General features: G+C 68.7%; 20 protein-coding genes. 17 read left to right on the top strand and 3 right to left on the bottom strand.

Translation table 11 applies throughout. The features are described from left to right. The first annotated feature begins 1 nt into the window (after window position 1). On the top strand, window positions 2–1,399 hold the full coding sequence (locus ABD056_RS02710) for an NAD(P)(+) transhydrogenase (Re/Si-specific) subunit beta (protein ID WP_343864147.1): 1,398 nt from the start codon (window positions 2–4) through the stop codon (window positions 1,397–1,399). Window positions 1,400–1,486: 87 nt separating this feature from the next. After that, window positions 1,487–2,083 (top strand): histidine kinase dimerization/phosphoacceptor domain -containing protein, encoded by a 597-nt coding sequence (locus tag ABD056_RS02705; RefSeq protein ID WP_343864145.1) that lies wholly within the window; start codon window positions 1,487–1,489, stop codon window positions 2,081–2,083. Here ABD056_RS02705 and ABD056_RS02700 read toward each other — a convergent pair. After that, window positions 2,047–2,943 carry a LysR substrate-binding domain-containing protein gene (locus ABD056_RS02700; RefSeq protein ID WP_343864143.1) on the bottom strand — a complete coding sequence of 299 codons (897 nt, stop codon included), beginning with the start codon at window positions 2,941–2,943 and terminating at the stop codon, window positions 2,047–2,049. The two genes, ABD056_RS02705 and ABD056_RS02700, sit on opposite strands and share 37 nt — an antisense overlap. Before the next feature lie 104 nt (window positions 2,944–3,047). On the opposite strand from ABD056_RS02700, the gene ABD056_RS02695 reads away from it, so the two are divergent. The 6 genes from ABD056_RS02695 to ABD056_RS02670 all read left to right on the top strand — a co-directional run bounded on the left by ABD056_RS02695 (window position 3,048) and on the right by ABD056_RS02670 (window position 8,779). Further along, window positions 3,048–3,437, top strand: coding sequence for a tautomerase family protein (locus ABD056_RS02695; protein ID WP_343864141.1), 390 nt, complete (start codon window positions 3,048–3,050; stop codon window positions 3,435–3,437). A 354-nt stretch (window positions 3,438–3,791) separates the two neighbouring features. Beyond that, window positions 3,792–4,961, top strand: coding sequence for an ABC transporter ATP-binding protein (locus ABD056_RS02690; RefSeq protein ID WP_343864139.1), 1,170 nt, complete (start codon window positions 3,792–3,794; stop codon window positions 4,959–4,961). A 4-nt stretch (window positions 4,962–4,965) separates the two neighbouring features. Then, window positions 4,966–5,859 (top strand): ABC transporter permease, encoded by an 894-nt coding sequence (locus tag ABD056_RS02685; RefSeq protein WP_343864137.1) that lies wholly within the window; start codon window positions 4,966–4,968, stop codon window positions 5,857–5,859. Window positions 5,860–5,875: 16 nt separating this feature from the next. Next, complete coding sequence (locus ABD056_RS02680; protein ID WP_343864135.1) at window positions 5,876–6,667, top strand: ABC transporter permease; 792 nt, start codon at window positions 5,876–5,878, stop codon at window positions 6,665–6,667. A gap of 36 nt (window positions 6,668–6,703) precedes the next feature. Then, the gene (locus ABD056_RS02675; protein ID WP_343864133.1) at window positions 6,704–7,759 is read left to right on the top strand and encodes an extracellular solute-binding protein; all 1,056 of its coding nucleotides are present in this window, start codon (window positions 6,704–6,706) and stop codon (window positions 7,757–7,759) included. Between the two features lie 93 nt (window positions 7,760–7,852). After that, window positions 7,853–8,779: a nitrilase-related carbon-nitrogen hydrolase gene (locus tag ABD056_RS02670; protein WP_343864131.1), complete on the top strand. Its 927-nt coding sequence runs from the start codon at window positions 7,853–7,855 to the stop codon at window positions 8,777–8,779. Here the strand turns inward: ABD056_RS02670 and ABD056_RS02665 are convergent. Beyond that, the gene (locus ABD056_RS02665; protein ID WP_343864129.1) at window positions 8,760–9,905 is read right to left on the bottom strand and encodes a PQQ-dependent sugar dehydrogenase; all 1,146 of its coding nucleotides are present in this window, start codon (window positions 9,903–9,905) and stop codon (window positions 8,760–8,762) included. The two genes, ABD056_RS02670 and ABD056_RS02665, sit on opposite strands and share 20 nt — an antisense overlap. A gap of 89 nt (window positions 9,906–9,994) precedes the next feature. Then, window positions 9,995–11,680 (bottom strand): Na/Pi cotransporter family protein, encoded by a 1,686-nt coding sequence (locus tag ABD056_RS02660; protein WP_343864127.1) that lies wholly within the window; start codon window positions 11,678–11,680, stop codon window positions 9,995–9,997. 168 nt (window positions 11,681–11,848) lie between these two features. Between ABD056_RS02660 and ABD056_RS02655 the strand changes: the two genes are divergently transcribed. The 9 genes from ABD056_RS02655 (at window position 11,849) to ABD056_RS02615 (ending at window position 21,295) form a co-directional block, all read left to right on the top strand. Further along, window positions 11,849–12,550 (top strand): pirin family protein, encoded by a 702-nt coding sequence (locus ABD056_RS02655; RefSeq protein ID WP_343864125.1) that lies wholly within the window; start codon window positions 11,849–11,851, stop codon window positions 12,548–12,550. 140 nt (window positions 12,551–12,690) lie between these two features. After that, window positions 12,691–13,458 (top strand): DeoR/GlpR family DNA-binding transcription regulator, encoded by a 768-nt coding sequence (locus tag ABD056_RS02650; RefSeq protein ID WP_343864123.1) that lies wholly within the window; start codon window positions 12,691–12,693, stop codon window positions 13,456–13,458. A gap of 186 nt (window positions 13,459–13,644) precedes the next feature. Further along, entirely contained in the window at window positions 13,645–15,186 is a 1,542-nt protein-coding gene (gene glpD, locus ABD056_RS02645; protein WP_343864121.1) for a glycerol-3-phosphate dehydrogenase, read from the top strand. Further along, window positions 15,183–16,274, top strand: a complete 1,092-nt coding sequence (locus ABD056_RS02640; protein WP_343864119.1) for an ABC transporter ATP-binding protein — start codon at window positions 15,183–15,185, stop codon at window positions 16,272–16,274. Before glpD ends, ABD056_RS02640 begins: the two co-directional genes overlap by 4 nt. A gap of 23 nt (window positions 16,275–16,297) precedes the next feature. Continuing rightward, window positions 16,298–17,383, top strand: a complete 1,086-nt coding sequence (locus ABD056_RS02635; protein WP_343864117.1) for an ABC transporter ATP-binding protein — start codon at window positions 16,298–16,300, stop codon at window positions 17,381–17,383. Between the two features lie 3 nt (window positions 17,384–17,386). Further along, on the top strand, window positions 17,387–18,259 hold the full coding sequence (locus ABD056_RS02630) for a carbohydrate ABC transporter permease (protein WP_343864115.1): 873 nt from the start codon (window positions 17,387–17,389) through the stop codon (window positions 18,257–18,259). Then, the gene (locus tag ABD056_RS02625; protein ID WP_425544999.1) at window positions 18,259–19,158 is read left to right on the top strand and encodes a carbohydrate ABC transporter permease; all 900 of its coding nucleotides are present in this window, start codon (window positions 18,259–18,261) and stop codon (window positions 19,156–19,158) included. Before ABD056_RS02630 ends, ABD056_RS02625 begins: the two co-directional genes overlap by 1 nt. A gap of 18 nt (window positions 19,159–19,176) precedes the next feature. Next, the gene (locus ABD056_RS02620) at window positions 19,177–19,455 is read left to right on the top strand and encodes a DUF2160 domain-containing protein (protein WP_343864113.1); all 279 of its coding nucleotides are present in this window, start codon (window positions 19,177–19,179) and stop codon (window positions 19,453–19,455) included. A 115-nt stretch (window positions 19,456–19,570) separates the two neighbouring features. Then, window positions 19,571–21,295 carry an ABC transporter substrate-binding protein gene (locus ABD056_RS02615; protein ID WP_343864111.1) on the top strand — a complete coding sequence of 575 codons (1,725 nt, stop codon included), beginning with the start codon at window positions 19,571–19,573 and terminating at the stop codon, window positions 21,293–21,295. Window positions 21,296–21,308 lie beyond the last annotated feature (13 nt).

Raw genomic sequence — 21,308 nt, 5'->3', positions numbered from 1 at the left:
CATGGCTGTAGAAAGCTTCACGATCCTCGCCTACCTGGTGGCGTCGGTCCTGTTCATCCTGGCGCTGCGCGGGCTGTCGAGCCCGGAAACCGCCCGCCAGGGCAACATCTTCGGCATGGTCGGCATGGGCATCGCCATCCTGACCACGCTGGTGTCGCCGGTGGTCCAGTCCTATGTCTGGATCGTCTTCGGCATCATCATCGGCGGCGCCATCGGCACCGTCATCGCCCTGCGCATCCAGATGACGGCCCTGCCGCAGCTGGTGGCCGCCTTCCACTCCCTGGTCGGCCTGGCCGCCGTGCTGGTGGCGGCGGCGGCGCTGTTCAACCCGGAAGCCTATGGCATCGGCCACGTGGGCAAGATCGGCGCCGGTTCGCTGATTGAAATGTCCATCGGCACCGCCGTCGGCGCCATCACCTTCACCGGCTCCATCGTCGCCTTCGCCAAGCTGCAGGGTCTGGTCACCGGCAAGCCGCTGGTGTTCCCCATGCAGCACCCGCTGAACGCGGCGCTCGGCATCCTGGTGATCCTGCTGGTGATCTGGTTCGCCGCCACCGGCTCCTACTTCGCCTTCGGCCTGATCGTGGCGCTGGCCTTCGCGCTCGGCTTCCTGCTGATCCTGCCCATCGGCGGCGCCGACATGCCGGTGATCGTGTCCATGCTGAACAGCTACTCCGGCTGGGCGGCGGCGGGCATCGGCTTCACGCTGGGCAACTCCACCCTGGTCATCACCGGCGCCCTGGTGGGCGCGTCGGGCGCCATCCTGTCCTACATCATGTGCAAGGGCATGAACCGCTCGATCATCAACGTCATCCTCGGCGGCTTCGGCGGCGACACCTCCGCCGCGGCGGCGGGTGGCGTGGCCGGCGACCGGGCGGTGAAGGCCGGTTCGGCCGACGACGCGGCCTTCATCATGAAGAACGCGAGCAAGGTGATCATCGTCCCCGGCTACGGCATGGCGGTCGCCCAGGCGCAGCATGCGGTGCGCGAAATGGCCGACCTGCTGAAGGCCGAAGGGGTGGAGGTACGCTACGCCATTCATCCGGTGGCGGGCCGCATGCCGGGGCACATGAACGTGCTGCTGGCGGAAGCCAACGTGCCCTATGACGAGGTGTTCGAACTCGAAGAGATCAACCACGAGTTCACCACCGCCGACGTCGCCTATGTCATCGGCGCCAACGACGTCACCAACCCGGCCGCCAAGACCGACCCGCAGAGCGCCATCTACGGCATGCCGGTGCTCGACGTGGAAAAGGCCAAGACCGTGCTCTTCATCAAGCGTTCCATGGCCTCCGGCTATGCCGGCGTGGAGAACGAACTGTTCTTCCGCGACAACACCATGATGCTGTTCGGCGACGCGAAGAAGATGACGGAGGAGATCGTCCAGGCCTTGTCCTGACGCTCTTTGCTGGTGCAGTGTAGCAGGGCGGAGTCGGGCAGACTCCGCCCTTTTTTCTCGCACGGGCCATGCCCAAGGAGCCGCCGCATGCCGCAGGACACCGACTGGGAAGGCCTGTACCGCCAGACGCGGCATCGCATCGGCAACACCATGCAGATGCTTCTCAGCCTGCTGCGCCTGCAGATGCGGACCGAGGGGCCGGAGGCGCGTGATGCCCTCGGCCGGCTGGAAGTGCGCATGTCCGCCGCCGCCGCCGCCTATTCCCAGGCCCGCGTCATCGCCGACGACGGCGCCACCCTGGTGGTCGACTTCGCCGCCTATGTGGCGGAAATGGTTGAGGAAGCCCGCAGGCAGGCGGAGCCTGACCCGGTGCCCGACGTCACCCTGGATCTGGTGCCGGCCGACATTCCCCTCGATCAGGCCATCCCCCTCGGCGTTGCCCTGACGGAGGTGCTGGTGAACGCCGTCCGCCACGGCGGCGGGCCGCTGGCCGTCGGCCTGGAGGCGCTGCCGGAGGACGGCATCTGGCGCCTGACCGTGGGCGATGGCGGCGCCGGCGTGCCGGCGGCGGCGGTGCGCGGCAGCGGCCTCGGCCTGCGCATCGCCGAAAGCCTGATGCGTCAGGTGAAGGGCCGGCTGGTGCTCGATCAGGGGCCGGTGCTGCTGGAGTGGCCGGCCGACTGAGGCGGCTGCACCGCCTCCGCCATCACCGCCGCCAGCCGTCGCGCCGCCGGTCCGGCCGTGGCGGCCACCTGCAGGGGGGGGGCCGCGGCGGGCGGCGGCGGCGGGCCCCGTCCCGCCGCGGGCCCCGGCGCCAGGGCGACCAGCCCACCGGCGGCGGCATCGGCGGTGCCGGCCGTGGTCGCCAGCCCCGCCCTCACCGCCGCCGTTGCCGCCGACAGGCCGGGGCCGGAGTAGGCGATGCGATGGGCGATGCCGGCCCCTTCCACCGCCGCCAGCGCCGCCGCCCGGTAGGTGCACGGCGGGTCGAGCAGGGCCAGCGGCAGCGGGCGCGGCAGCGCCGCCAGCCCCTCCGCCGCCAGCCACGCCATGGGCACCGTGCGATGGGCGGCGGCGCCCTCCGCCGCGCCGACCGCCAGGCAGACATCCAGGCCGCCATGGGCCAGTGCATCGCGCAGGGCGGCTGACGGTCCCACCCGGGTTTCCAGCGCCACCGCCGGATGCGCCTCGGCAAAGCGGGCGAGCACGCGCGGCAGGGCGGTCTCAGCGAAATCCTGCACCACGCCCAGCCGCACCACCCCGGTCAACCGCGCCGGCGCCAGCGCCGCCATGGCCTGGTCGTTCAGCGCCAGCAGGCGGCGGGCGTAGGGCAGCAGCGTCTCCCCCGCCGAGGTCAGCGCCAGGTCGCGGGAGTCGCGGCGGAACAGGGCGGTGCCGGTCAGCTCCTCCAGCCGCTTCACCTGCAGGCTGACGGCGGACTGGCTGCGGCCGACTCGCAAGCCGGCCGCCGACATGCCGCCATCGTCCACCACGGCGACAAAGGTGCGCAGCAGGTCGCTCGGCAGCAGGGGCGGCGCGGACATGGTTGAGCATCCTCAATGGAGGCTTGAAGCCTATCAATTTTCCAAATGGACTGCCATGGGCGAGGGTGGCTGCGGTACAGTTTTCCATCGGCAGGAGATCCGCCATGCCCTTCGTCCGCATCACCCTCGGCGCCCATGGCGTCACCCCCGACAACCGCGCCGACCTGGCCCGCATCGCCACCCGCCTGATGGCGGAGGTTCTGGGCAAGCGGGGCGACCTGACCTCGGTGCTGGTGACCGAGGTCGGCGACAGCGACCGCATCTGGACCATCGGCGACCAGTTCCAGCCGGCCGCCGCGGTGGTCGAGGCCTTCATCACCCAGGGCACCAATACCGCCGCCGAGAAGGCTGATTTCATTGCGCAAATGGACGCGGCGCTGCGCCATGTGCTGCCCGAGCTGGCGGCGCCCACCTACGTCATCCTGCAGGAGGTGGCGGCAGAGTCGTGGGGCTGGGGCGGTCGCACCCAGGCCGCCCGTGCCGCCGCCGGCTGAGGGTGGCGGCGGCGCCCTCGTCCGAGCGGAGCAGTGCGTTAAATATCTTGCGCAGCACAGGACCCTGCCTCTACTGTTTTGAACGGGGAGAGCGCCCCGAGGGACATCCCTAGATCCTTGCCAGAGCACGACAATGGGCGGAAAGCCTGGAGTGCGGGGCAGGGGCCTGAACACCCCGCCTGGCCGAACGGGAGGCTATGGTCAGGGCGGGCTGTAAAGGATATTGGACGGCGCCGGCGGCCGGGCAGGCTGCGCGCCGCCTTCTGGGAGGCCTGTGCGCATGGACCTTGCTTGCCAGTTCCTCACCGCCCCGGCGCGACTCCGCCGCGGCGGCTGCAACCTGCGGAGGCCGGCATGACCGCCGCCGCCGCCCTGTCCCGCCCGGCCGACGCGCCGGCCACTGCCGCCGCCGGTGATCCTGCCGCCGGCATCTCCATCGAAAACCTGGTGAAGGTCTACGCCTCGGCCGGCGAGGCGCCGGTGACGGCGCTGGGGGGCGTGTCCATCCGCATCGCGCCGAACGAGTTCTTCACCCTGCTCGGCCCCTCCGGCTGCGGCAAGACGACCCTGCTGCGCTCCATCGCCGGGTTCGAGCAGCCATCCTCCGGCCGGGTGGTGCTGGACGGCGTCGACATCACCGGCGAACCGCCGTTCCGGCGCCCGATCAACACGGTGTTCCAGAACTACGCCCTGTTCCCCCACATGACGGTGGCGCAGAACGTCGCCTTCGGGCTGGAGAAGTCCGGGCTGACCAAGGAGGCGATCACCGCCCGCGTCGACGAGATGCTGGCGCTGGTGCATCTGACGGGCATGCAGCGGCGCATGCCGTCGCAGCTGTCGGGCGGCCAGCAGCAGCGTGTCGCCCTGGCCCGCGCCCTGGCGCCGCACCCCAAGGTGCTGCTGCTGGACGAGCCGCTGTCGGCGCTGGACCTCAAGCTGCGCAAGGGCATGCAGATCGAGCTGAAGCGCCTGCAGCGGGATACCGGCATCACCTTCGTCTTCGTCACCCACGACCAGGAAGAGGCGCTCACCATGAGCGACCGCATCGCGGTGATGAAGGACGGCCACGTGCTGCAGATCGGCGCCCCGCAGGAGATCTACCAGCGGCCGCAGGTGCGCTTCGTCGCCGACTTCATCGGCGAGACCAACTTCCTGAAGGGCACGCTGCAGGACATCGGCGGCGGTCGTTTCGCCGCCCGCATCGCCGGCGCCGCCCTGCCGGTGGCCGACCCGCGCGGCCATCAGCCGGGCGAGACGGTCACCCTGGCGGTACGGCCGGAGCGCACCTTCCTCGCCGCCGCCGGCAGCGATCCGGCCGCGGCGGTGGACGCCACCCTGGCGGCAACGGTCGACACCATCGTCTACTTCGGCACCGACACCACCTATCACCTGCGGGTGGACGGCCTGGACGAGCCGCTGGTGGCGCGGGTGCAGAACCGCGACCAGTCGAGCCCCACATTGGCGCAGGGCGCGCGGGTACGGGTGGGCTTCCCGCCCGATGCGCTGTCGGTGCTGAGGGACTGACCCCATGCTCGACGTCATCCGCCGCTCGCCCCGCCTGCAAAGGCTCCTGCTCATCGGTCCGGCGGTTCTGATCGTCGGCATCTTCATGCTGCTGCCGCTGCTGCTGATGGCCTATGTGTCGTTCCTGGAACGCGGCCAGTACGGCGGCGTGGTGTGGGACGAGTTCACGCCCAATGCCTACGTCAGCTTCTTCTTCGAGCGCGACTTCTTCGACAACCTGGTCGTCAACACCGTTTACGTCAGCATCTACCTGCGCTCCCTCGGGCTGTCGCTGCTGACGACGGTGATCGCGCTGGCCATCGGCTTTCCCGTGGCGCTCTACATCGCGTTGCAGCCGCCATCGCGGCGCAAGCTGCTGATCTTCCTGGTCACCATCCCGTTCTGGACCAACCTGCTGGTGCGCAACTACGCCTGGATCCTGCTGCTGCGGACCAACGGGCTGGTGGACCAGTGGGTGCAGGGCCTGGGGCTGACCGAGGGCAGCGTCTCCATCCTCTACACACCCGCCGCCATCGCCATCGGCCTGACCTACAGCTACCTGCCGTTCATGGTGCTGCCGATCTATGCCAGCCTGGAGAAGCTCGATTTCCGGCTGGTGGAGGCGGCCTACGACCTCTATGCCACGCGCCTGCAGGCGCTGCGGCGGGTGGTGGTGCCGCTCAGCCTGCCGGGCATCGCCGCCGGCTGCACGCTGGTCTTCATCCCCTGCCTCGGCGCCTATGTGACGCCGGAGCTGCTGGGCGGATCGAAGGAGCTGATGATCGGCAACCTGATCCAGCTCCAGTTCGGCGCCTCGCGAAACTGGCCGCTGGGGTCGGCGCTGGCCTTCACGCTGCTGGCCTTCGTGCTGCTGGCCATGCTCGTCTACCTGCTGCGCTTCCGCAAGCTGCCGGAATAAGGGGAGGCACGCCGCCATGGACATCCGCCGCTTTCCCGGCACGCGCCTCGCGACCTGGGTCTTCTTCCTCTACCTCTACCTGCCGATCGTCATCCTGATCGTGCTGTCGTTCAACGAGAACCGCTCCGCCACCATCTGGACCGGCTTCACCACCGACTGGTACGCCCGCGTCCTCGACAACAAGGACATCCTGAACGCCGCCAAGAACTCGCTGATCGTGGCCCTGTGGGCGACGGTGATTGCCACCTGTGCCGCCACCTTCGCCGCCCTTGGCATGGCGCGGCGGCGGTTCAAGGGGCAGACGGCGGTCGCCGGCGTGCTGGCCATGCCGCTGGTGGTGCCGGAGATCGTCACCGCCGTCGCCTCGCTGCTGTTCTTCATCCTGGTCGGTTTCGACCTCGGGCTGCTGACGGTGGTGATCGCCCATACGGTGTTCTGCATCCCCTTCGCCTACCTGCCCATCCGCGCCCGCATCGAGGGCATGGACCCGCGCCTGGGCGAGGCGGCGGCCGACCTTTATGCCGACGAGATGCGCACCTTCCTGCGCGTCACCCTGCCGCTGCTGTGGCCCGGCATCCTGGCGGGGGCGATGCTGGCCTTCATCATCTCGCTGGATGATTTCGTCATCACCTACTTCGTCGCCGGAGCCGGCGCGACGACGCTGCCGGTCTACATCTTCGGCGCCATCCGCATCGGCATCAGCCCGGAGGTCAACGCCATCTCCTCGCTCATGCTGATCGTGTCGCTTGTGTTCGTGTCGCTGTCGACCCTGCTCACCTGGTGGGCGGGGCGGCGCGGCGCCGCCTGACTGAAGCCAAGAAAACACACCGAACAGGAGGCATTCATGGTCACCAGGACGTTGCGCATGGGGTTCACCGCCGCCACGCTGGCGGCGGCGGTCGCGCTGGCCGGGGCTGCCGGCGCCGAGGCGCGGGAGCTGTACCTCTACAACTGGTCCAACTACATCCCGCCCGACCTGCTGAAGCGGTTCGAGCAGGAAACCGGCATCAAGGTCACGCTCGACGTCTACGACAGCAACGAGACCATGCTCGCCAAGCTGCAGGCGGGCGCCACCGGCTATGACATCGTGGTGCCGACGGACTACATCATCCCGCGCATGATCGAAGGCGGCCTGATCCAGAAGATCGACGCCTCCGGCATGGAAAACTTCAAGAACGTCAAGGATGTGTTCCGCGACACGCCGTGGGACCCGCAGCGCGCCTATTCCGTCCCCTACATGTGGGGCACCACCGGCTTTTCCTACGACAGCGGCCGGGTGAACGGCCCGCTGGAGGAAAGCTGGAAGGAATTCTTCGAGCCGCGCGAGGAACTGAAAGGCCAGATCGTCGCCCTCAACGACATGAACGACGTCATTTCGTCGGCCGCCTTCTACCTCGGCTACGAGCGCTGCTTCGAAGACCCCGCCAAGGCGCAGGCGGTGATGGAACTGCTGCAGAAGCAGAAGCCCTTCCTCGCCATGTACCAGTCCGACGGCACCATCGAGCGCATGATCGCCGGCGAGGTCATCATGCATCAGCAGTGGAACGGCGCCGCCCACCGCACCAAGACCGACCGTCCCTCGGTGGTCTATGTCTACCCGAAGGAAGGCCTGCCGTTCTGGGCCGACAACTTCACCATCCCCAAGGGCGCCAAGAACGTGGAGGAAGCCAAGGTCTTCCTCAACTGGATCATGGACCCGAAGAACGCCGCCGAGGCCTCCAACTTCACCGGCTACATGAACGCCATCAACGGCTCGGAAGAGTTCCTGGAGGAAAAGCTGGCCAAGGACCCGGCGGTCAACATGCCGGACGAGTACAGCGACCGCCTGCGCCCGGCCGAGGACTGCGCCAAGCCGGCGCAGGACCTGCGCGACCGCATCTGGACCCGCCTGAAGAGCTGATCCTGCGTCTGAAGCAACGGCCGCTGCCCCTTGAGGCGGCGGCCGTTGCCGCTTTATTACCGTCCCCCCGCAGCCGCCCGGAGTATGCGTCCCATGCCTGATCCCGTCGTCGCCCTGTGGCCCGTGAACGTCGGCCGCCGTCTGGCCCGCCTGGAGGACTGGACGGCCATGGTCGGCGACCGGCTGGCCGCTGCTGCGGCGGCGGGGGCGGATATCCTGGTGCTGCCGGAATACGCCTGCGCCCAATGGCTGTCGGTGCTGCCGGAGAAGCTGGCGCCGACGGCGGAAATCCCCTGGATGGCGGCCCAGGCGCCGGCCCTGCTGTACAGCCTGCGACCGCTGGTTAACCGTCACGACGTGGCGCTGGTCGCCGGCTCCATCCCGCTGCCGGCGCCCGGCGGCGGCTACGCCAACCGGGCGGTGACGCTGCTGCCCGGCGGCGGCGAGATGACCCACGACAAGCTCACCCTGACGCCCGACGAGCGCGACGAAGCCTGCTGGAACCTCGCCAAGGGCAACGCGGTGACGGTGTTCGAGTGGCGCGGCGTGCGCTGGTCGGTGGTCATCTGCCTGGACATCGAACAGCCGGCGGTGGCGGTGGAACTGGGCCGCATGGAACCCGACGTGGTGCTGGTGCCGTCCATGACCACCACCCTGGCCGGTTATCACCGCGTGTTCGACTGCGCCAAGGCCCGCGCCGTGGAACTGTTCGCCTGCGTCGCCGCCGTCGGCACCATCGGCGACTGCGGCGGCTTCTGCCACGGCGCCGACCTCAACATATCGGGCGCCGCCGCCTATGTGCCGTGCGAGCGCGACCTCGGCCACACCGGCGTGTGGGGCACGCCGCTGCCGCCGCGCGGCGCCGCCGACGACGAGGGGCCGCTGTGGGTCAGCCCGCCGCTGCCGGTCGAACGCCTGCGGGCCATGAAGCGCGACGGCACCGCCGCCGTGTGGACCGGCATGTACGACGCCGCCGCGCTGGAATGCCGCGACCTCACCCTCACCCGGCCGGCGGGCTGAGGCGCAGCAGGCGGCCCTCCGCCTCGTCGGTGAGCACGTAGACGGCGCCGTCGGGGCCGACGCGCACATCGCGCACGCGGCTGCCGATGGGGATGCCTTCCTCGTGCACCACCTCGCGGCCGTTCAGTTCCACCCGCACCACGTTCTGGGTCACCAGCCCGCCCACCAGCAGGTTGCCCTGCCACTGCGGGAAGGCATCGGCGGTGTAGAACGCCATGCCGGAGGCGGCCAGCACCGGCGTCCAGTAGTGGATGGCGCGCTCGAATTCCGGCCGCGTCGGCGGGTCGGGGATTTCGCGGTTGTCGTAGTGGATACCCCAGCTGACCTCCGGCCAGCCGTAGTTCTTGCCGGCCTCGGGGATGTTCAGTTCATCGCCGCCGAGGGGGCCGTGCTCGTGAACCCACAGCTCGCCGGTCTCGGGGTGGATGGCGGCGCCCTGGATGTTGCGGTGGCCGTAGGACCAGATTTCCGCCTGCGCATCGTCGCGGCCGACGAAGGGGTTGTCGTCGGGCACGCTGCCGTCGTCGTTGACGCGCACCACGGCGCCCAGGTGGCTGCGCAGGTCCTGCGCCGGCTCGAACTTGAACCGCTCGCCCAGGCCGACGAACAGGGTGCCGTCGGGCGCGAAGGCGAGGCGGGAGCCGAAGTGCTTGCCGCCGGAGACCTTGGGCTGCTGGCTGAAGACGATTTCCGTCGCCTCCAGCGCATCGTCGGTCAGCCGGCCGCGCAGCACGGCGGTGGAGGCGCCCTCGCCGCCGGGTTCGGAAAAGGTGAGGTAGACCAGCGAATTCTCGGCGAAGTCCGGGTGCAGGTGGACGTCGAGCAGGCCGCCCTGGTCCTCGGCATAGATCTCCGGCAGGCCGGCCAGCGGCGGCGACAGGCTGCCGTCGGTACCGACGATGCGCAGGCGGCCGGGGCGTTCGGTCACCAGCATGCGGCCGTCGGGCAGGAAGGCGACGGCCCAGGGGTGCTCCAGCCCCTCGGCCACCACGGCGATCTCCACCGGCCCGTGCTCGCCGTTGTAGATCTGCGCCACCTGCGCCTGGGCGGGCACGGCGGAGGCGATCAGCGCCGCCGCGGTGGCCGCCGCTGCCGTCGCGCCGGCCGTCGTCATGGTGCGGGCCATGGTTTCTTCTCCCTGTCCTGGTGAACTGCAGCGTTGCTGCGTCTACGCAGGGCGGGGACGGCCGTTGCATGACTGCCGGATGAACGCGGTCAGGTGGTGCGCCCGGCATCGCCGGCCGGATCGCCGCTGAAGGCGCGGCCACCGGGGCTGAGGACCGGGTAGACGACGGCGGTGATGTGGGAGTTGATGCGCTTGAAATCGCGCAGCAGGTCCAGGTGGATGGCGCTGGTCTCGATGCTTTCGGCATAGCCCTTGCGCAGGCGGTCCAGGTGGCGCTGGGTGGCGCGGAATTCCTGCTCTCGGTAAAGGCGCTTTTCCTCCAGAAGCTGCTCGGCAAGGTCGGTTTCGCCGGACAGGAAGACGTTGAGGGCGGTCTGGAAGTTGTCCACCAGCCGGCGGTGCAGGCGCTCGATCTCGCGCCGGCCGGCGTCGGAGAAGGCGAGGCTGCGCTTCTCCTTGCGCTCCGCCAGGGCCATGAGGTTGCGGTCGATGATGTCGCCGATGTGCTCCAGGTTGGTGACGAAACTGAAGATGGCCATGCAGCGGCGGCTTTCCTCGGCGCTGAGGGGCTGGCGGCTGATTTCGGTCAGGTAGAGCTTGATGGCCTCGTTCAGGCGGTCGACGTCGTCGTCCATGCGCTCGATGGTCTTGATGGCAGCCGGGTCGCGCTGGCGGAACGGGGTGATGCTGGCGTCGAGCATGCAGAACACCAGATCGCCCATGCGCAGCGCCTCGCGGGTGGCGTTGTTGAGGGCGTGGGGCACGTCGGCCACCTGATCCTCGCGCAGGTGCAGGGGCTGGATGGGGCCGCCGGCGCCGGCCTCCTCCTCCGGCGCCTTCGGCACCATGCGGGTCACCAGCTTCGCCGCCGGGCCGATGAGCGGCAGGAACACCACCGCCAGGGCGATGTTGAACAGCATGTGGAAGTTGGCGATCTGCCGTGTCGGATCGGCGGCGAGGGCGGCCACCGCATCCTCGATCAGCGGCAGCAGGGCCAGCGCCACGGCGACGCCCACCAGCCGGAACAGCAGGTTGCCGACGGCGATGCGGCGCCCCTCCGGCGGTCCCGGCATGCTCGCCACCAGGGCCGGCAGCGGACCGCCCAGGTTGACGCCGAGGGTGAGCAGATAGGCCACCGTCAACGGCATGTCGCCGGCCGCCACCAGCGACATCACCAGCAGCACCATGGCGAGGCTGGAATGGCTGACCCAGGTGAGCAGGGCGCCCAGCAGCAGGGCCAGCAGCGGCTCGTTGCCGAGGGCGGCGATCACCTGCTGCATCAGGTTGGACTGGCGCACCGGCTCCGACCCGCCGACGATGAGGCCGAGGGCGATGAGCACCAGCGCCAGACCGAGCAGGATGCGGCCGGTGTTGCGGCACGTCTTGCTGCGGCACAGGGAGAACACGGCGAAGCCGGCCACGGCCAGCAGCGGACCCAGGGGGCCGAGGTTGAAGCTCAGCACCTGCGCCACCACGGTGGTGCCGACATCGGCCCCGAGCGCCAGCGCCAGGCCGGCGACGGTGGTCAGCAGCCCGCGGCTGGCGAAGGAGCCGGCCAGCATGATGACGGCGGTGCTCGACTGCACCAGGGTGGTGAGCAGGGCGCCGGTGGCGGCGGCGCTGAAGCGGTTGCCGGTCGCCCGCGCCACCGCCAGCCGCAGATGGGAGCCGAGCGCCCGGATGGCGCCGGTGCGCACCATGCGCAGGCCCCACAGCAGCAGCGCCACGCCGCCGAGGACTTCTATGAGGCCGCTGGTGCCGGGTCCGATTTCCATGGCTCCCGTTCGGTGACTGTCATCAAACTGTCATGAACAACGCCTTGATCATCCTCCAGGCAGCATGACGACCGCAGGGAAACAATGTTGTTCCGGTGCGCCGTCTGGTGGCCTGGAGGGAAACGATCATATTGGACGGCAACAGCACTCCTGTCGGAGGACATAACCATGATCACCCTGCGCCGATCCGAAGAACGCGGCCATGCCGACTTCGGCTGGCTGGACAGCCGTCATACCTTCTCGTTCGGTCATTACATGGACCCGCGCCACATGGGCTTCCGCACCCTGCGGGTCATCAACGACGACCGCGTGGTGCCGGGCGCCGGCTTCGGCGAGCACGGCCACCGCGACATGGAGATCATCTCCTACGTCGTCGATGGCACGCTCGCCCACAAGGACAGCCTCGGCAACGTGGAGACGGTGGGGCCGGGCGAGGTGCAGGTTATGACCGCCGGCACCGGCATCCGCCATTCGGAGTTCAACGGCTCCGACAGCGATCCGGTGCGCTTCCTGCAGATGTGGGTGCTGCCGCGCGAGAACGGGCTGACGCCCGGCTACGTGCAGAAGCGCTTCGGCCGTCAGGACAAGTGCGGCCGGCTGGCGCTGCTGGTGTCCCCCGACGGCCGCGACGGCTCGCTGCCCATCCACCAGGACGTCAGCCTGTCGGCGGCGCTGCTGGCGGCGGGGCAGGCGGTGACGGCGCCGGTGACGCCCGGCCGGCACCTGTGGGTGCAGGTGGTGCGCGGCGGCGTGGCGCTCGACGACCTCACCTTGCGCGAAGGCGACGGCGCCGCGGTCAGTGACGAGGCCGCCGTCACCCTGGAAGGGCTCGCCGATGAGTCCGAAGTGCTGGTGTGGGATCTCGCCTGAGCCGGCATGGCCTCGGCCGGAGGTGGAAAGGCACCCTCCGCTTTCGTTTCTTTCGGATGCGCATCCGCCGCGAACCTTTCGCCACGGCGAATTTCGTGGCAGGCTGAAACGAAAGAAAACGAAAAGGGGAGGGTGTTTCCATGCAGGACCTGACGCCGCGGCTGGCCGACATCCTCACCCTGGCGCGCGACCAGGGGCGGGTGGTGGTGGATGATCTGGCGGTGCGGTTCGGTGTCACGCCGCAGACCATCCGCAAGGATCTCAACGACCTGTGCGACCGCCGCCTGCTCAAGCGCGTCCATGGCGGCGCCGTGCTGGCCAGCAGCGTGGAGAACCTGCGCTACGACGCCCGCCGGGTGCTGGCCGCCGACGAGAAGGGCCGTATCGGCCGCCATGCCGCCTCGCTTATCCCCGACGACTGCTCGCTGTTCATCAACATCGGCACCACGACGGAGGAAGTGGCGCGCGCCCTGACGGCCCACCGCGACCTGCTGGCCATCACCAATAACATCAACGTTGCCAACATCCTGCACCAGGTTCCTCAGATCGAGACGATCATCGTCGGCGGCGTGCTGCGGCATTCCGACGGCGGCATCGTCGGCGAATCGGCCACCGACTTCATCAACCAGTTCAAGGTCGACTACGCCGTCATTGGCGCCTCGGCCATCGAGGAAGACGGTGCCCTGCTCGACTACGATTACCGCGAGGTGCGGGTGTCGCAGGCCATCATCGCGAATGCCCGCACGGTGGTGCTGGTGGCCGATCACATGAAGTTCAGCCGCAGCGCCCCGGTGCGCATCGGCCACATCGCCCAGATCGACGTCCTGGTCACCGATGCCGAGCCGCCGGAAAGCCTTGCGAAAGTGTGCGCCGATGCCGGCGTGCGGGTGGAAATCGCACCGGCCTGACCGCTAAGACGAAAGAGTGCGAAACCCGCGTTTCCGATTTCGTAATTTTCACTTTGCAAGCCGCAGATTTTCGACTAGCCTCCTTAGTGAAAGTTCCGTGATGGGTTCCCTCGGCTCGGGGCCCCGTCGTTCCAGGCTAGCCGGGAGCAACCCGACGGCCGCCACAGGACGGAGCAAAGGGAGGCCATGCAGCCGCAAGATTTCGACATCGCCATCATTGGCGGTGGCGTCAACGGGTGTGGTATTGCCCGCGACGCCGCCGGACGCGGCCTCTCGGTCTACCTGTGCGAGCAGGCGGATCTGGCCGGGGCGACTTCCTCCGCCAGCACCAAGCTGATCCACGGCGGCCTGCGCTACCTGGAATATTACGAGTTCCGGCTGGTGCGCGAGGCGCTGATCGAGCGCGAGACGCTGCTGCGCGCGGCGCCGCACATCATCTGGCCGCTGCGCTTCATCCTGCCGCACCACAACGGCCTGCGCCCCGGCTGGCTCATCCGCCTCGGCCTGTTCCTGTACGATCACCTGGGCGGCCGCGAGATCCTGCCCGGCACGCGTCAGATCGACCTCACCACCGACCCGCTCGGCGCGCCGCTGAAGGACGACTTCTCCAAGGGCTTCGAGTATTCCGACTGCTGGGTGGAAGACAGCCGCCTGGTGGTGCTGAACGCCATGGACGCCCGCGACCGCGGCGCCGTCGTCCACACCCGCAGCCGCCTGCGCAGCGCCGAACGCCAGGGCGACCGCTGGCTGGTGACGGTGGAGGACGCCGACACCGGCGCCGCCCGTCATGTGCGGGCGAAGGCGGTGGTGAACGCCGCCGGCCCGTGGGTGGCGGAGGTGCTGACCAGCCGCCTGCGCATGAACAGCCCGGCGCGGGTGCGCATGGTAAAGGGCAGCCACATCATCGTGCCGCGCCTCTATGACCACGACCGCGCCTTCATCTTCCAGAACCCGGACCGGCGCATCATCTTCGCCGTGCCATACGAGACCGACTTCACCCTGGTCGGCACCACCGATGAGGACTTCCAGGGCGACCCCGCCGACGTCCATATCGCCACCGGCGAGGTGGAGTACCTCTGCCGTGCCGCCAGCGCCTACTTCAAGACGCCGGTGCGGCAGGAGGACATCGTTCACACCTTCTCCGGCGTGCGGCCGCTCTATGACGACGGTGCCAGCGAGGCCCGTGCCGCCACCCGCGACTATGTGATCGAGGTGGACGGGCAGGGCGACCAGCCGCCGCTGGTCAGCGTCTTCGGCGGCAAGATCACCACCTACCGCAAGCTGGCGGAAGCGGTGCTGGAGAAGCTGGCGCCGGCCTTCCCCGCCATGGGGCGGCCGTGGACGGCGGCGGCGCCGCTGCCCGGCGGCAATTTCGCGGTGACGGCGGTGGATGCGCTGGTGGACCAGCTGCGTGCCGCCCATCCCTTCCTTGACGAAGCCTGGGCCCGCCGGCTGGTGCGCGCCTACGGCACCCTGGCCGGCCGCATGCTGAAGGATGCCCGCACCGCCGCCGACCTGGGCGAGGACTTCGGCGCCACCCTGACCGCGCGCGAGGTGGCCTGGCTGATGGACGAGGAATGGGGGGTTGCCGCCGATGACGTGCTGTGGCGGCGCTCCAAGCTCGGCCTGCGCCTGACGCCGGCCCAGCGCGACCGCCTGGAGGATTGGATGCAGGCGCGCAGACACGGCCAGGACGCCCCGGCCCTGCGCCAGGGAGGGGCGGCATGACGCTCGAATTGCACAACGTTTCCAAGGTGGTGGACCGCGAGACGCACATCCGCGACGTCTCCCTGCGGCTGGAGCGGGGCAGCCTGAACGTGCTGCTCGGCCCCACCCTGTCGGGCAAGACCAGCCTGATGCGGCTGATGGCGGGCCTCGACGAGCCGACCGCCGGCCGCATCGTCATGAACGGCCGCGACGTCACCGGCCTGCCGGTGCGCAAGCGCTCGGTCGCCATGGTCTACCAGCAGTTCATCAACTACCCGACCCTCAGCGTGTGGGAGAACATCGCCTCACCGCTGAAGGTGGCCGGCCGCCCCAGGGACGAGATCGACCGCAAGGTGGCGGAGGCGGCGCGCCTCTTGCGCATCGACCGCATGCTCGACCGCACGCCGCTGGAACTGTCCGGCGGCCAGCAGCAGCGCACCGCCCTGGCGCGGGCGCTGGTGAAGGGGGCGGAGCTGGTGCTGCTGGACGAGCCGCTCGCCAACCTGGACTACAAGCTGCGCGAGGAACTGCGGGAGGAACTGCCGCGCATCTTCGCCGCCTCCGGCGCCATCCTGGTCTATGCCACCACCGAACCGGCGGAAGCCCTGCTGCTCGGCGGCCACACGGCGACCCTGCACGAAGGCGCCGTCACCCAGTTCGGGCCGACGCTGGAGGTCTACCGCCGGCCGCACGACCGCCGCACGGCCCAGGTGTTCTCCGACCCGCCCATGAACTTCCTCGACATCGAGGTGCGCGGTGGCATGGCCTGGATCGGCGAGGCGGTGGTGCCGGCGACCGGATCGCTGCGCGGCCTTGCCGACGGCGACTACACCATCGGCTTCCGCCCCAACCACCTGGCGCTGGCCGCGGGCCGCCCCGATGCCATCGCCCTGTCGGCGGTGGTGGCGGTGACCGAGATCACCGGGTCGGAAAGCTTCGTCCACATGGACTATGCCGGCTGCCGCTGGGTCGCCCTGGCGCACGGCGTCCACGAGCCGGCCATCGACACCGAGGTGCGCGTCTGGCTGGACCCGCACCGCTTCTTCGTATTCGGCCGCGACGGCCGGCTGGTGGCGGCGCCCGCCACCGCCGCCGCTGCCGCCGCCTGAGCCGGCAAGGAAGGACCACGCCCATGGCCCGCATCGACCTCTCCCGCCTGGCCCATTCCTATGTGCCGCAGCCCAAGGCCAAGAGCGACTACGCCCTGAAGGAATTCGACCTGACCTGGGACGACGGCGGCGCCTATGCCCTGCTCGGCCCGTCGGGGTGCGGCAAGACGACGCTGCTCAACATCATCTCCGGCCTGCTGGCCCCCAGCCACGGACGCATCCTGTTCGACGGCGAGGACGTGACCATGCTGCCGCCGGAGGCGCGCAACATCGCCCAGGTGTTCCAGTTCCCCGTCGTCTACGACAGCATGACGGTGCGCGACAACCTTGCCTTCCCGCTGCGCAACCGCGGCGTCCCGGCCGACGAGATCGACCGCCGGGTGAAGGAAATCGCCGAGATGCTGGAAATGACGCCGGTATTGTCGCGCAAGGCCAGCAACCTGACCGCCGACGCCAAGCAGAAGATCAGCCTCGGCCGCGGTCTGGTGCGGGCCGACGTCAACGCCATCCTGTTCGACGAGCCGCTGACGGTCATCGACCCCCATCTCAAGTGGCTGCTGCGCAGCCAGCTGAAGCACCTGCACCGGCGCTTCGCCCACACCATGATCTACGTCACCCACGACCAGACCGAGGCCCTGACCTTCGCCGACAAGGTGGTGGTGATGTACGACGGCGAGGTGGTGCAGGTGGGCACCCCGCACGAGCTGTTCCAGCGCCCGGCCCATACCTTCGTCGGCTACTTCATCGGCAGCCCCGGCATGAACGTGCTGCCGTGTCGTGTCGACGGTGCGCTGGCGACGGTCGGCAGCCATCAGGTGCCCTTGCGCGGCGGCTACCGCGCCCTGCCGCAGGGGGCCAAGACCGAGATCGGCGTGCGGCCCGAGTTCGTGCGCCTGTCGCGGACCGACGGCCTGCCGGTGCAGGTGGAGCGGGTGGACGACGTCGGCCGCTTCCGGGTGGTCAAGGCGCGGCTGGACGGACTGGCCGTCAACGCCCTGCTGCCGGAGGACGCCGAGGTGCCGGCCGATGGCGTGCGCGTACACTTCGACCCGCAGGCGACCAACCTCTACGTCGACGATCACCTGTGGCTGACCGAGGGGGAGGCCTGAGCCATGGACAAGAAGCTGAACAACAAGGCGTGGTTCATGGTGCTGCCGGTGGTGGTGCTGGTGGCCTTTTCCGCCCTGGTGCCGCTGATGACGGTGGTGAACTATTCCGTCCAGGACACCTTCGGCAACAACGCCTTCTTCTGGGCCGGCACGGCGTGGTTCGAGGACGTGCTGACCAGCAGCCGCTTCCACGATGCCCTGTGGCGGCAGTTCCTGTTCTCCGGCATCATCCTGGCCATCGAGATCCCGCTCGGCATCGCGGTTGCGCTCGCCATGCCGCGCAAGGGCTGGCTGGTGCCGGTGTGCCTGGTGACCATGGCGCTGCCGCTGCTGATCCCCTGGAACGTGGTCGGCACCATCTGGCAGGTGTTCGCCCGCCCCGACATCGGGCTGCTCGGCAACTTCCTGAACAACGTCCTCGGCGTCGGCTTCAACTATACCCTGGTGCCGCTGCACGCCTGGATCACCGTCATCGTCATGGACGTGTGGCACTGGACCAGTCTGGTGGTGCTGCTGTGCTACGCCGGCCTGCAGTCGATCCCCGACGCCTATTACCAGGCGGCGCGCATCGACGGCGCCAGCAAGTGGGCGATCTTCCGCTACATCCAGCTGCCCAAGATGCAGCGGGTGCTGGTGATCGCCGTGCTGCTGCGGTTCATGGACAGCTTCATGATCTACACCGAGCCCTTCGTCGTCACCGGCGGCGGCCCCGGCAGCGCCACCACCTTCCTGTCCATCGACCTGGTGAAGATGGCCATCGGCCAGTTCGACCTCGGCCGCGCCGCCGCCTTCTCCATCGTCTACTTCCTGATCATCCTGCTGGTGTCGTGGGCCTTCTACACGGTCATGACCGGCAAGACGAAGGACGCCCCGTGATGCAGGAAACTCCCATCGCCGCCATCTCCGCCGGCGCCCAGACGCCGACCCGCCGGCCGGTGGTCGATGCCCGCGCCCGGGCCCGCGCCACCCGCCGCCGGCTGCCCAAGCGGTGGATCGTGCCGACGCTCTACATCGTCTTCCTGCTCCTGCCGATCTACTGGCTGTTCACCATGAGCATCAAGACGAACACCGAGATCCTGTCGACCTTCACCCTGTGGCCGAACAACCCGACGCTGGCCAACTACATGGTCATCTTCACCGATCCGTCGTGGTATCGCGGCTACATCAACTCGACCATCTATGTCGTTCTGAACACGGTGATTTCCGTCGCCGTGGCGCTGCCGGCGGCCTATGCCTTCTCGCGCTACCGCTTCCTTGGCGACAAGCACCTGTTCTTCTGGCTGCTGACCAACCGCATGGCCCCGCCGGCCGTCTTCGCGCTGCCGTTCTTCCAGCTGTATTCGGCGGTCGGGCTGTTTGACACCCACATCGCCGTGGCGCTCGCCCACTGCCTGTTCAACGTGCCGCTGGCGGTGTGGATTCTCGAAGGCTTCATGTCGGGCGTGCCGAAGGAGATCGACGAGACGGCCTATATCGACGGCTACAGCTTCCCGCGCTTCTTCACCCGCATCTTCATGCCGCAGATCGCCAGCGGCATCGGCGTCGCCGCCTTCTTCTGCTTCATGTTCAGCTGGGTGGAGCTGCTGCTGGCCCGCACCCTGACCGCCACCGAGGCCAAGCCGATCTCGGCCATCATGACCCGCACCGTCTCCGCCTCCGGCATGGACTGGGGCGTGCTGGCGGCCGCCGGCTTCCTGACGCTGATCCCCGGCGCCCTCGTGATCTGGTTCGTGCGCAACTACATCGCCAAGGGCTTCGCCCTGGGCCGCGTGTGAGCGAAGGAGACTTCCGCCATGACACTCGCCTGGATGGCCTGGACGTGGCCCACCGCCATCTTCTTCCTGTCCATCGTCACCGCCCTCATCGCCATGACGGTGTGGGACATCGCCCGGCCGCAGACCGAACGGGTCGGCGTGCTGCGCATCGTCACCACCCGCGGCGACCGGCTGTTCATCTCGCTGCTGGGGGCGGCGTGGATCCATCTCGGCTGGCTTGGCCTGACGGACATGGCGCTGTGGGGCGCCTCCATCCTGTCGGTCGTCTATGCCGCCTGCGTCTTCCGCTGGGTCTGAGCCTGCGGGCTCGGCACCCGGCCGGGAACCGGGGGAGGATGCGGCCCCCGACCACCTTACCCGCATCGAACCCGCATCCGGGGCAATCACCCGGAGCATTCAGGGAGGAACACACATGATGCGTCGTTCGCTGGCGGCAGCCACCGCCATGCTGGTCGTCCTCGGACCCGGCAGCGCCTGGGCCGACATGGAGGCGGCCAAGCGGTGGATCGAGAGCGAGTTCCAGCCCTCCACGCTGTCCAAGGAAGACCAGCTGAAGGAGATGGAATGGTTCATCAAGGCGGCCGAGCCCTTCAAGGGCATGGACATCAAGGTCGTTTCGGAAACCATCACCACCCATGAATACGAGGCCAAGACCCTCGCCCGCGCCTTCACCGAGATCACCGGCATCAAGGTCACCCACGACCTGATCGGCGAAGGCGACGTGATCGAGAAGCTGCAGACCCAGATGCAGTCCGGCCAGAACATCTATGACGCCTGGGTCAACGACAGCGACCTCATCGGCACCCACATCCGCTACGACCAGGTGGTGCCGCTGTCCGACTGGATGGAGGGCACGGGCAAGGACGTCACCAACCCCATGCTGGACATCCAGGACTTCATGGGGATTTCCTTCACCACCGGGCCGGACGGCAAGATCTACCAGCTGCCCAACCAGCAGTTCGCCAACCTCTACTGGTTCCGCTACGACTGGTTCAGCGACCCCGACCTGCAGGCCCGGTTCAAGGAAAAGTACGGCTACGACCTGGGCGTGCCGGTCAACTGGTCGGCCTATGAGGACATCGCCGACTTCTTCACCAACGACGTGAAGGAGATCAACGGCCAGCGCGTCTACGGCCACATGGACTACGGCAAGAAGGACCCGTCGCTCGGCTGGCGGTTCACCGATGCCTGGCTGTCCATGGCCGGCGCCGGCGACAAGGGCCTGCCCAACGGCAAGCCGGTGGACGAATGGGGCATCCGCGTCGACGGCTGCCGCCCGGTCGGCTCGTCGGTGGAGCGCGGTGGCGACACCAACGGCCCGGCCGCCGTCTTCGCCCTCACCAAGTACATCGACTGGCTGAAGCAGTACGCGCCGCCGGAAGCGGCCGGCATGACCTTCTCCGAGGCCGGGCCGGTGCCGGCGCAGGGCAACGTCGCCCAGCAGATATTCTGGTACACCGCCTTCACCGCCGACATGGCCAAGGACGGCCTGCCGGTGGTCGACGACAGCGGCAATCCCAAGTGGCGCATGGCGCCGAGCCCGCACGGCCCGTACTGGGAAGAGGGCATGAAGCTCGGCTACCAGGATGCCGGCTCGTGGACGCTGCTCAAGTCGACGCCGGAAGCGCGCCGCAAGGCGGCCTGGCTCTATGCCCAGTTCACCGTCGCCAAGTCGGTCAGCCTGAAGAAGACCCACGTCGGCCTGACGCCCATCCGCGACAGCGACATCCGGCATGAGTCCTTCACCGAACGGGCGCCCAAGCTGGGCGGTCTGGTGGAGTTCTACCGCAGCCCGGCCCGCGTGCTGTGGACCCCGACCGGCACCAACGTGCCCGACTACCCGAAGCTGGCGCAGCTGTGGTGGCAGAACGTCGCCCAGGCGGTGACCGGCGAGGTGACGCCGCAGCAGGCCATGGACACCCTGGCGAAGCAGCAGGATGACGTCATGGCCCGCCTGGAGCGTGCCGGCATCCAGGGCGAGTGCGGCCCCAAGCTGAACGAGCCGCGCGACGCCCAGTACTGGTTCGACCAGCCGGGCGCGCCCAAGCCCAAGCTGGCGAACGAGAAGGAACAGGGCCAGACCGTCTCCTACGACGAACTGGTCAAGTCCTGGCAGGACGCCAACGCGGCCAACTGATCCGCTTCCTCCC

It is taken from the genome of Caenispirillum bisanense, assembly GCF_039523075.1.
Lineage (GTDB): Bacteria > Pseudomonadota > Alphaproteobacteria > Rhodospirillales > Rhodospirillaceae > Caenispirillum > Caenispirillum bisanense.
The sequence above is the reverse complement of the archived record's forward strand: the minus strand, read 5'-3'. Positions and strand labels throughout refer to the sequence as shown.